Below are 12,473 nucleotides of genomic sequence, written 5' to 3'. Positions count from 1 at the left end.
GAAATAGTTTAGCAATATGAAATCGATCATTCGGGCAAAATCATTTTACTTTTTAATTACAGGCGTAACATGTCTTGCTTTACTGCAAAGTGTAAACGAAAAAAATATTGAAGAGCTTCAACCGAAACAATTAATCACGGGTGCAGATCAAACTGAAAAATATCTTCCTTACCTGAAAGGTAAACGTATTGCAGTGTTGGCCAACCCAACCACCATCATTGGTCAACGTCATTTGGTTGATAGTCTTATTTCATTGGGTGTAAATATTGTAAAAGTATTTGGCCCTGAACATGGGTTCCGTGGAAAAGCAAGTGCCGGTGTAAAAGTGAAAGATGAAAAAGATCCTGCAACAGGCGTGCCTGTTATTTCTTTATACGGACCAAAACGTAAACCAACAAAAGAAGATCTGTCGAATGTTGATCTCATGATCTTCGACATACAGGATGTGGGTTGCCGTTTTTATACTTACATCAATGTGCTGAGCCATATCATGGAAGCATGTGCGGAGAATAATAAAGAGTTGTTGATACTTGATCGTCCAAACCCCAATGGTTATTTGGTTGACGGACCAATACTTGATATGAAATATAAATCGGGCATTGGTATGTTCCCGATTCCTATTGCACATGGTATGACCATTGCTGAGTTTGCACAAATGATCAATGGGCAGGGATGGTTGCCCAATAAACTGAAATGTAAACTTAAGATCATTAAAGTGGCGAATTACAATCACGACATGGCGTATACATTGCCTGTGCCTCCATCACCCAACTTAAATACGCAGCAGAGTATTATGCTGTATCCTTCTACCTGTTTATTTGAAGGTGTGGCGCTCAATCATGGCCGTGGTACTTATTTTCCATTTACCGTATTGGGTAGTCCTTTGCTGAAAGGCAAATACCAATTCTCCTTTACACCGGTCAGCATTCCTGGTATGGCAGAAACGCCATTGCATATGAACAAAGAATGTTTTGGACTTGATCTGCGCAAGTACGATATCAATCAACTGCGTAAAACAAAACGCATCAATGTACAATGGATGAAAGAACTGTATGCAGCCTTTCCTGACAAATCAAAATTCTTTGATCGTTCACAAAGTAACCAGATGGGCGATATCAATAAACTGGCCGGTACTGCAGAATTTAAAGAACAGATCATTGCAGGAAAATCAGCTGCTGAAATTTATGCATCTTGGGAGCCGGGTTTATCGAAGTATAAGATCATGCGCAAGAAATATTTGTTGTATCCATAACCAAATCAGTCACTCAAACTAAACGATATGAAACAGGTAAGACTTTTAACTGCATTTGTTTTATTGTTTACAATAAGCATCGTCAATGTTTCTGCACAATCAAGTATTACAGGTGCATGGAGCAGGCAAGATGGGTCATCAACAATTACGCTCCTGTTCCAGGATGGCTATTACTCTTATACAAAGTATGATGTTGCCAATAAAGTGTTCAGCTTTACAAAAGGCGGTTCTTATAGTGTTGCAGGCAATCAGCTTTCTATCAAATACCTTTTTCATACAGCGGAGAAAGAAGTTGTGGGCACAAGTGAAACGATGAATATAATGCTCAACCAACAAACATTGGGTCTCACCGTTAACGGATCAAAAGAAACGTATAACCGTGTTGATGACAGCAAAAGCCAATTGGCTGGTCATTGGCTTATCACCGGTCGTATGAACAATGGGACTATGCAAACCATTACACCCGGTGCCAGAAGAACGATCAAGTTATTAACAGGTACACGTTTTCAATGGATCGCTATAAATATTGAGACCAAAGAATTTTTTGGAACCGGTGGCGGTACATACACATTCGTTGATGGAAAGTATACCGAGCATATCGAATTCTTTTCAAGAGACAGCACAAGGGTGGGAGCTTCTTTGAGTTTTGATGGAAAAGTAGAAGGCAATAACTGGCACCACTCCGGCCTCAGTTCCCGTGGCGAACCCATTCATGAAATATGGACGAGAGGATTGTAGGGAAGCTGCCAGCGGTAAGCTGTTAGCTGCAGGCAAATACAGGATTCATCAGCTTGTTTCTTAGGTTGCATTGCTGGCAGAAAAAGGCTAATAGCTTACGGCTTTCTTCAACCGTTCATGTAATTGGTAAAGCTTCTCAGGCGTTCGTTTGCAGTCGCCCCTTATCTTTAAAGCTTTCCTTGCTTAATGCCCGTCATTCCAATTCAATACAAACCATCCACGCATGAGAATTTTTGTAACCATCTGTATGATGTTTCTGTCTGTTGCATTGTTTGCACAGCAGTCCGCCGCTAAAAAAGGCAATTACGCTTTAGCAGCCCGTTTTTCACCGGAGAAAATCAATAAAATGTTGTTCAGCACATCGGTTGATCCGCATTGGCTGAAACTGACCGACCGTTTCTGGTATGTGTACGAAACACGTGAAGGAAAGACCTGGTATATTGTTGATGCAACAAAGGGTAGCAAACGTGCTATGTTCGATCACGCAAAGCTTGCAGCAGAGATCACGAAGATTGTAAAAGATCCCTTTGATGCACAACACCTGCCCATTGAAAAACTGAAATTCACAAAAGATGAAAACAGTATTACGTTTGAAATCAAGAGTACCATTGATGAAGTAAAGAAAGATACTGTTGCGGCACGTACAGGTGGAAGAGGTGGAGCCCGTCCGGGAGCACCTGCAGCAACAGAGAAAAAAATATTCTATTTTGAATACAATCTCAACACAGCAGTATTAACTGAGCTGAAGGATTATCAAAAACCGAAAGACAGATTGATGTGGGCCTCGTTCTCACCCGATAAAAAATATGTTCTCTTCTCTAAAAAACATAACCTGTATTATATGGATAGTGCAAACTACCGTAAAGCACAGATCAAAGAAGAAGACAGTACCATTGTTGAGTACCAGTTAACAACTGATGGTGTTGAAGATTACGGTTATGGTGGTGGTTTCGGTAATGAAACCAATGTAGAAAAAGAAAAAAATAAAGACAAACGTAAATCGGTATTTGTGATGTGGAGCCCCGATGGTAAACATTTTGCACTTACACGTAGCGATAACCGTAAGGTAAAAGATCTGTGGGTGATCAACAATGTTGCTGAACCACGTCCTACACTTGAAACATACAAGTACCAGATGCCCGGTGAAAAAGAAGCGCCCATCCGTGAGCTTTATATTTTCAACTTTGAAAGTAAAACGTCAAAGAAAATTAATGCAGCTGCATTTAAAGACCAGGAGATCGCTGTATGGTCGGCTCCTTTAAAACAAAGTCAGCGTGATGAAGAAAACCGTGCAACGATCTGGCATGGTACCAATGAAAAATTTTACATGACCCGTACCAGCCGAGATCTGAAGCGTATTGATGTTTGTGCAGTGAATGTGGCAAGTGCTGCAGTAACGCCCATCATTGAAGAACGAATGAACACCTACGTGGAAACACGCAGGCTTGGTTTGGTAAATGGCGGCAAAGAATTTATTCAATGGAGTGAGCGTGATGGTTGGGCCCATTTTTATTTGTATGATGAAAATGGTAAACTCAAGAACCAGATCACCAGCGGTGCTTTCCATTGCGAGGACATTGAAAGCATTGATGAAAAGAACCGTGTGTTGTATTTTACTGCCAATGGTCGTGAACCAAATGAAGATCCATACTATCTGCATCTTTATCGCATCAACTTCGATGGTACAGGTTTGAAATTACTCACACGTGCCGGTTATGATAACAGTGCAAGTATGGATGATAACATCCGCTATTTTGTAAATACGTATTCACGTGTAAACACAATACCTGTTTCGTTATTGCAGGATAATAACGGACGCACTATTATGGAGCTTGAAAAAACAGATATGAGTGGTTTGCTTGAAGCAGGTTACAAATTCCCTGAACCATTTAAAGTGAAAGCCGCAGATGGTATTACTGATCTGTATGGTGTAATGTACAAGCCGTTTGATTTCGACAGCACGAAAACATATCCCATTATTGAGTATGTGTATCCCGGGCCACAAACCGAAGCTGTAAACAAAGCTTTTGGCCGTGGTATGGATCGTGTTGATCGTTTGGCGCAACTTGGTTTTGTGGTGATTACTGTTGGTAATCGTGGTGGTCATCCGTCACGCAGCAAATGGTATCACAACTACGGTTACGGTAACCTGCGTGATTATGGTTTGGCTGATAAGAAAGCAGCTATTGAACAACTAAGCTATCGTCATAAATTTATTGATGCAAACAAAGTGGGTATTCACGGACATAGTGGTGGTGGTTTTATGAGTACTGCCGCAATGCTGGTATATCCTGATTTCTTTAAAGTGGCAGTGAGCAGTGCAGGTAACCATGAGAATAATATTTACAATCGCTGGTGGAGTGAAAAACATCATGGTGTAAAAGAACAGGTGAGTGATAAAGGCGATACAAGTTTTGTTTATTCCATCGAACGCAACCCCGAACTGGCAAAGAACCTGAAAGGACGTTTGATGTTGAGTCATGGTGATATTGATAATAATGTGCACCCTGCTAATACTATCCGCATGGCAAATGCACTCATCAAAGCCAATAAGCGTTTCGAACTTGTGGTACTGCCTGGTCAGCGCCATGGTTATGGAACAATGACTGAATATTTCTTCTGGAAAATGTGCGATTATTTCTGCCGTTACCTGTTGGGCGATGATTCACAGCCGGTGGATATGGAAGAAATGAATCGGGAAATTGAGCGGGGCGATCCAGGCAAATAGAGATGCAATTGTCATAAAATTGAAAGCCGGCCAATCAGTATTGACCGGCTTTTTTATGTTCTGTCAGTTTTTTCGTTAAAAACATTGTCTAAACATTCAACAATTAAAAATTCATATACTAGGGGTTTGTTTTTTTGGTAAATTAGTAAGCCGGGGTTAGTGCTGCTTATCTTGGGTTACATTATGAAGATTCATCAACATGGAACTATTCGTACACACATGGTAACACTGTTTACCGTTATGTTTCTATGTTTATCTTCAAACGCACAAATTTGTCCACCCAATATCGATTTTGAACGAGGTGATTTCTCTAACTGGACGGCATATACCGGATCAGTGTCTGCCTCAGGTGGTACCAATACGATTACTTTATCCGCTAACGGAATTGGTTATGCAGGTCAGCACGAAATGTTTAATCGTGTCTCCAATTTTGCTGATCGTGATATGTTTGGTGGATTTCCTGTTGTTTGTCCCAACGGAAGTGGTTATTCTGTAAAGCTTGGAAATACATCCGGAGGTGCACAAGCTGAAGGCCTTTCTTATGAGTTTACGATTCCGGCCAATATGAATACTTATTCCATTACTTATCATTATGCAGTTGTATTTGAAGGCCCTAATCATCGCATAGAAGAACAGCCACGTTTGGAAATTGAAGTGCTGAATGTTTCCGATAATTCTGTTATCGAATGTTCTTCATTTGAGTTTATTCCTTTTGGCAGCGGATTGCCTGGCTTTTTTGAAGCGCCGGTGAGGGCTAATGAAAACACACCTGTTTATTTCAAAGACTGGACAGCGGTAACCATCAATTTAAACGGACAGGCAGGTAAAACCATCCGCTTATTTTTCAAAACTGCTGATTGTACGTTTGTACGTCATTTTGGTTATGCATACATTGATGTGAATACTGAATGTACCGGCGAGTTTACAGGAGCTACTTATTGTCCGAATGACACATTAGTAAATGTTGTAGCGCCATACGGCTTCCAGGATTACAAATGGTTCAACAGCAACTTCTCACAAATGTTAGGCAACAGCCAGCAGTTGCAACTGCGGCCTCCTTTTCCAACCGGTTCATTGCTTGCCGTGGAAGTAACGCCTTTCAATGGATATGGTTGTAAGGATACATTATATGCAAGATTGGTTGATACACTTACGTTAAAAGCAAATGCAGGCCCTGATACTGTCTATTGCGGCTCTGATCCTATTCTCATTGGAGAAAATTCCAAACCGGGTTTAACTTATCGCTGGTCGCCGGCAACGGGTTTGTCTGATCCAAACATTGCCAACCCATTTGCAACACCTGCAACATCCACACAGTATATACTTACAGTCTTTAGCGGAGGTGGTGGATGCTTTAAACGGGATACTGTTTTTGTTACCTCTACATCTCCTGATACCACTTTGCAATTCCGGGGTTCAACAATGTTTTGCAGTGCTTCGCCTAACGATAGTGCGGTATTGATCGTTTCGCCCGATGTAAATGCGCAATGGTTCAGGGACGGTATCATTTTATCAGGTGCGAATCAAAACCGGTTGACGGTAACACAATCGGGCAGGTACTATGCGGTCGTGAAAAATGCTGACGGATGTGCCTTAACTACACGTAGTGTTTCTGTAACAATTGAAGATCCTGTACCCGGGCAAACATATCCAATACAGTATACGTTTCAAAATACGCCGCTGCCGCTGCAATCAAGACCGATTGGTATGGAAGTAGTATGGATGCCGCCGATTTACCTGAGTAATGCCGACACCAGCTCCCCGGTTTTTGAACGTGACAATATTGGTGATCAGTTATATCAAATACGAATGGTTACAGCAGTTGGCTGTGTTACGATAGATACACAGCTGGTAAAAACAATTAAGGAAGTAACGGTATATGTGCCCAATGTGTTTACTCCTAATAATGACAATCTAAATGATCGTTTTTATCCTGTTACGGATGGTATTAAAAAGGTGTATTCGTTTAAAGTATTTAACCGATGGGGCATGGAACTTTTTAACTGGCCGGTTGGCAGTCTTGGCTGGGATGGAACTTATAAAGGCGTTCCGCAGGCACCTGGTGCCTATGTATGGCAGTTCAGTGGTGTAGGTATTGATGGAAAAATTTATAACCGCAAGGGTATGCTCACCATTATCCGTTGATATTTCTTCAAACAATCAATCTCTTTTTATTCTTATTGCTGATGCTTTAGTATGTTTGAAGCGTTTTCCATGTGTTGCCTGTCGTTTCTATATGGTAAAATCAAAAACATTAAAAGCATGAAATACTTTTTACTAATTGTTACCGGTTTTATTTGTGTCAATACAAAAGTTTCTGCGCAGAGAGAGGCAACTCAATCATATACTTTGGCAGATAGTTTAAGGGCCAATGGATTGCTTGTGCAAATAAATGCACAAAAGATCAACACACGCAAAGAAGTAAAAGCAGGTATACTGAGTGGCGATGTGAAATTATTTATTGATGCTGATAAGAAAGAAAAAGAGATCGTATTGAGTTTTCCTGAAACAGCAACGATTGTTGCCAGGGGAATTGATGTGGAAGAAGATGGTAAAGATGAACTAGAGTGGGAATATGATCTGCCTGTAAATGAATCTGTACAACTGTATCTTGCAACTGCCAGCGATTCTGCAGCAAACTTTACATTGTATTCCGGTTATATTTATTTTCCTCAACAAAATAAATGGAAATTGATCGGCACTTGTAAGGTGAGTGGCACATGGGGGGCTTTAAAATCAGCATCAACGTTTGTTGCAAATACAAAAAAACAACCAACAGCTTTGAGCATTCAGCAGGTTTGGGTGCAACAGGGAAATGGATCCTTGAGAGAATTGTCAGCAACAGCTTCTAAAGCGCCGGTACTTGCACCATTCTCAAATATCGACAGTGTGCAGCAGGCAACAATTGATGAACAAACTATTCAGCAGGCGATCACCTCAGGTAAAACCGATGCAAAGCTGAAAGGCAACGATGTTTATTACACAATGATGAAAGAAGGTACAGGACGAAATGTTTTGGTGACCGATACCGTGGTGGTTTATTACAAAGGTTATTTACTTGAAGATGGTTCTGTATTCGATCAAACAAAGGAGAAAACTGCAACATTCCCGTTAAGCAGATTGATTCGTGGCTGGCAGTTAGCTGTACCTTACTGCAAAGTGGGCGGGAAGATCAAAATAGTAATACCATCAGGACTTGCTTATTCTATACGCACACGTACCGCAAAAATTCCACCAAACAGTCCACTTGTATTTGAAGTGGAAGTGGTTGATGTAAAGCCTCAGTTATAAGTATGAAAGCAGCAACTGTACAGGAGATCAAACAGGAGTTAGTAAATCTGCCACAGGCAAAAGTAACAGAGCTTTGCTTGCGTCTTGCACGTTTCAAAAAAGAAAATAAAGAATTACTCACTTATCTTTTGTTTGAAGCAGATGATACGGCTTTATACATCAAACATATGAATGAAGAAACAGATGAATTGTTTGAAGACATCAACAGGAGCAATGTTTATTTTGTAAAAAAGACACTTCGTAAAATTGCAAGGACTGCTGCCAAATATATTCGTTACAGCGGGAGCGAAACAGTGGAAGCAGAAGTGTTGATTCATTTATGTACGAGAATAAAAGAACTTGGTACTGCAATTAACAGCAATACCATCATCAGCAATATTTACAAAGCGCAATTGAAGAAGATCAACAAAGCTGTTGCATCGATGCATGAAGACCTGCAATACGATTATGTAAAAGCAGTGAGAAAACTTGAGGGAAACTGATCAGATCTGTATTTCAAACTCCCATACCGTTCTGTAAGTACCGTGTTGCTCCACATAGGATAAGAAAGCTCCATAAAATGCATCTGCCCCTATAGTTGCACTATCACCAATTACAAAGAGTTGTTCTTTTGCTCTTGTCATGGCCACATTCATCCTGCGGTAATCTTTTAAGAAACCAATTGTTCCATCATCATTACTCCGCACAAGTGATACAATGATGTTTTCTTTTTCCTGACCCTGGAAACTATCAATGGTACTGATGCGTAGTCCATTCGGCAATTGTTCTTTTGCTGCCATCACTTGCCCTGAGTAAGGTGAAATGAAAGCAGTGTGTATGGGATCAAGTTGCTCCTGCTCCAATAGCTGACGAACAATATTTAACTCGCCTTCGTTTTGTAAACTCACGCCATCTGGTCCATGTGTTTCGTTATAGCCGGAACCTGCAGTATCAATAAAAGTGAGGTGTACGCCTGTGTTTTGCAAATGTTCAGCTGTATGTAAAAGGTCTTTATAAAAATAACTGCTGCTGAAGTCTGCAATAGCTTTTCGCATACGGTATTGAATATTCAGCAAAGAAACGGCTGTTGTTTTTTCAATGGCTGCTTCTAAAACAGATCGATTGAAACCAAGTACCGCTGCCTCATTACTCAACACAGTAGGAGGTAGCTGCCAATGATCACCAGCCAATACGATCTTTTCTGCCATTGGGAAAATACACCAGGCCAACGGTTCAATGCATTGTCCTGCTTCATCAATCACTAATGTGTGAAAGGTTTGTTTCAGATCAGCATCATACAAACCAATGGGTGTTCCTGCAATCACTTGTGCTTCTGCAAATAATTTTTCTTCATTGTAGTGTTGCAGTTTTTTAATTTCAGTACGAATGTTCTTCACCTCTTTGAACAACAGGCTTCGTTGTTCCCGTTCAGCCTTTCCAAAACTTCGTTTATATTTCAGGGCCATCTTCCTGAATTCTTCGGCACGTATTTTTAATTGCTTGATCTCTTTTAATGCGCTGCTGTTATTGAGTTTTCCTTCAGGCGTATGTTTGTAAATCAGCTCATCCACTTTACTTGTATTGCCCACACGTAACAGGTTAATACCTTGCTGCAGTAATCCTTTTGCTAAATGATCAACTGCGGTGTTGCTGGGTGCTGATACTAATACTTTTTCACCTTGCTGCACCAGTTGTACAATAGCTTCAATGAGTGTGGTTGTTTTACCAGTTCCCGGAGGACCATGCACAATACAAAGCTGATCATTGGCAACAATGTTCGCTATTGCCTGCTGCTGACTTTCATTCAGCTTCTTATTCCTGAACTGAATGTTATTTGTTTGTTGTTGAATCGTTGAAGTTGCAGTAGATGAGGTTTGATGTAGCTGTTCAAACAAGTCATACAGTGGTTTGTTATTCTCCAAACCCTGCAATGTTTTTTTCATGATACTCGTTGTGCGTGTATCAGGAGCAAGCTTGATACCAACACCATTGTCCTCAATCCAATCAGGAAAATCCGGAGCAAATAAACGGAACTCGCCGTTCTTTCCATCAAGATTTAATAAAACTCCTTTCACCGGTTCTTCTCCCGAAATAAAACATTCAATTGCTGCTCCATCCCTGAACATATTGGCTTCGGGAGGAAAACTTAATTTAAAACTGATTTCCGGATAATCAGCATAGCCGAATGTTCTGCGTGTTACAATAATCGGGTGTAAGGCTAAGCCTTCAGCTTTAAGCTGCTTTAATGTATGCGATTGATCAAGCTGGTAACGGTTGGCTTGTTCCTTTTCTTCAAGATCAATACATTTCAATAATGTGGCGATATGCGGATGCATGAATTCTTCTTAATTACTAATGAGTGATTATTTATCCGCTGTCCATGTTTCAAAACCTGTAAACCATGAACTGTTCCAGTATTGATAACGGGGAATGATGTTGGCTTTTAAGCGACGTACAAAGTCGTTGTAATTTTTTTGTGCCGGTTGGCTCCATAAGCTTTCACTTACCGCTGTCATGCGGGGGAAAACCATGTAGTCAACTTTCGTACTCCATTCCATGTATTCTGTCCACACGTTTGCTTGCCCGCCAAGAATTTTATGCGCTAATCCTTTTTGTTTGATGGATGCAGGAACAAGATCATAATTATACACAGCCTGCAACGGATTGTAGCCGTGTATAGCTAAACTGTCTTTCGGGTCCTTACTTTGATAATGATCAAAGTAGTACGGCTTGCCAGGCGTCATGATCACATTGAAACCTTTGCCTGCTGCTTCAATTGCTTTTGCATCGTTGGCCCAGTTCATCACAATGGTGGATGTATCAAGTTTGCCTTCCATGATCTCGTGCCAGCCAATGACTTTCTTCTTTTTTTCTTTCAGGTATTTGCTCACCTGTTCAATAAAATATGTTTGCAACGCTACTTCATCTTTCAGTTTATTGTCTTTGATGAATTGTTGTGTAGTTGCACTTTGCTTCCACCACATTTTACTGCACTCATCACCACCAACATGAATATAGGGCGATGGAAACAGGTCTGCTATTTCATGAAACACGGTGCGTAAAAAAGTAAATGTTGCAGGGTTAGGTGCAAGCACATTGTTCACCCGGTTATACATACCCCATGTTGCTGCAACACCCCATTTATTTGTTGGATCGGTACTGAACTCAGGATAAGCCGTGATGGTTGCACGACTGTGTCCCGGTATATCAATTTCAGGAATAATGGTAATGCCACGCACTGCTGCATAAGCAATGATCTCTTTCACTTCAGCTCTTGTATAATAACCACCATAACGTTTATGTTCATAACGTGCAGGAGTATCTTTAAAATGACCAATGAGTGTGGAATCTCTCCATGAACCAACACTGTTGAGTTTAGGATAAGAAAGTATTTCAATACGCCAGCCCTGATCATCCGTTAAATGCCAGTGAAACGTATTGAATTTATGGAAGGTGAGATAGTCAATATATTTCTTAATGTAATCCAATGGAAACATATGACGCACCACATCTAAATGCATTCCACGGTAAGCAAAACGGGGATAATCGGTAATACGACCGGCAGGTAAACTTACTTCAGCCGTTTTTTGCAGTGGTAATAATTGAAACAGGGTCTGTATGCCATTCATCACTCCACGAACTGATCTTGCTTTGATCACAACCTGTTGTTGCTGAATTGTCAATTCATACATTTCTTCTTTTGTAATGACTGATGCATCATACTGCAGAATAATTGCGGCTTTAGTTTTAGCTGATTGCAGGTTCGTTTGCAAACCGCATTGCTGAATCAGTTGTTGCTGCAGGTAACTGGCCTGTTCCTTAAATCTTGTATCAAACTCAATAACAGATCCTGTTTTTAACACAACCATACCTGTTAAGAATACTTCTGTTTTTACAGGTTTCGGAACTATGTTATTCAGCTGCTGCGAAATACCTGTAGAACAAACCAATAGAAAAAAAACGGTAGAGAAAAGTCGTTGCATGCTGTAAAGATAGGAACTCACACAAAAGCGTGGCATTACAGACTATATCATCATGATCGTTTCATGATTTTAACAATTTGCTCATCATAATTTTTTAGCTGATTTTATAGCTTCTTCTATTTTTACCAAAACAGCTATTCATGAAATGCAGGTTATTCTTAGCAGCCATTTTCAGCGCTGCGCTCGTTTCAGCACAAACAACTCCTCAGGTGTTTGAACCGGGTATTATTTCAACAGGTGGTGAATTTGGATTGACTATTTCGCCCGATTCAAAAACAGCTTTCTGGGTACGGTCGAACGGAGGCAGGGATACCCTGATCATTATGCAATCAGAAAAACGCAATGGCAAATGGCAGAAACCTGTACCTGCTGTTTTTTCAACAGCCAATGCCGAATGGAAAGATATTGATCCGATATTCAGTCCCGATGGAAAGACGGTGTTGTTTCAATCGAACAGGCCAGTACCGGGACAGCCGCAACGGAAAGGCTTTGATATATGGCA

The 12,473-nt window shown here is 40.7% G+C and carries 9 protein-coding genes; 7 read left to right on the top strand and 2 right to left on the bottom strand.

The window, feature by feature from the left end:
* Nucleotides 1-16 precede the first annotated feature (16 nt).
* The 6 genes from VK159_RS01545 (at nt 17) to VK159_RS01520 (ending at nt 8,491) form a co-directional block, all read left to right on the top strand.
* A complete protein-coding gene (locus VK159_RS01545; RefSeq protein ID WP_324228374.1) occupies nt 17-1,252 on the top strand; it encodes a DUF1343 domain-containing protein in 1,236 nt (411 codons plus the stop codon).
* A gap of 27 nt (nt 1,253-1,279) precedes the next feature.
* Nucleotides 1,280-1,990: a hypothetical protein gene (locus VK159_RS01540; RefSeq protein WP_324228373.1), complete on the top strand. Its 711-nt coding sequence runs from the start codon at nt 1,280-1,282 to the stop codon at nt 1,988-1,990.
* A 223-nt stretch (nt 1,991-2,213) separates the two neighbouring features.
* Complete coding sequence (locus VK159_RS01535) at nt 2,214-4,718, top strand: S9 family peptidase (RefSeq protein ID WP_324228372.1); 2,505 nt, start codon at nt 2,214-2,216, stop codon at nt 4,716-4,718.
* Between the two features lie 183 nt (nt 4,719-4,901).
* A complete protein-coding gene (locus tag VK159_RS01530; protein ID WP_324228371.1) occupies nt 4,902-6,863 on the top strand; it encodes a T9SS type B sorting domain-containing protein in 1,962 nt (653 codons plus the stop codon).
* 117 nt (nt 6,864-6,980) lie between these two features.
* Nucleotides 6,981-8,009, top strand: coding sequence for an FKBP-type peptidyl-prolyl cis-trans isomerase (locus VK159_RS01525; protein ID WP_324228370.1), 1,029 nt, complete (start codon nt 6,981-6,983; stop codon nt 8,007-8,009).
* Between the two features lie 2 nt (nt 8,010-8,011).
* Nucleotides 8,012-8,491, top strand: coding sequence for a hypothetical protein (locus VK159_RS01520; RefSeq protein ID WP_324228369.1), 480 nt, complete (start codon nt 8,012-8,014; stop codon nt 8,489-8,491).
* Here VK159_RS01520 and VK159_RS01515 read toward each other — a convergent pair whose 3' ends face one another.
* Both VK159_RS01515 and VK159_RS01510 read right to left on the bottom strand, forming a co-directional pair.
* On the bottom strand, nt 8,492-10,324 hold the full coding sequence (locus tag VK159_RS01515) for an AAA domain-containing protein (protein ID WP_324228368.1): 1,833 nt from the start codon (nt 10,322-10,324) through the stop codon (nt 8,492-8,494).
* A gap of 27 nt (nt 10,325-10,351) precedes the next feature.
* Complete coding sequence (locus VK159_RS01510) at nt 10,352-11,971, bottom strand: beta-N-acetylhexosaminidase (RefSeq protein ID WP_324228367.1); 1,620 nt, start codon at nt 11,969-11,971, stop codon at nt 10,352-10,354.
* A gap of 140 nt (nt 11,972-12,111) precedes the next feature.
* Here VK159_RS01510 and VK159_RS01505 point away from each other — a divergent pair.
* A partial coding sequence (locus VK159_RS01505; protein ID WP_414672811.1) for a hypothetical protein occupies nt 12,112-12,473 on the top strand: 362 nt, incomplete at its 3' end.

This window comes from Lacibacter sp. (assembly GCF_035299325.1).
Lineage (GTDB): Bacteria > Bacteroidota > Bacteroidia > Chitinophagales > Chitinophagaceae > Lacibacter.
This window is presented reverse-complemented; position numbering and strand designations above follow the sequence as displayed.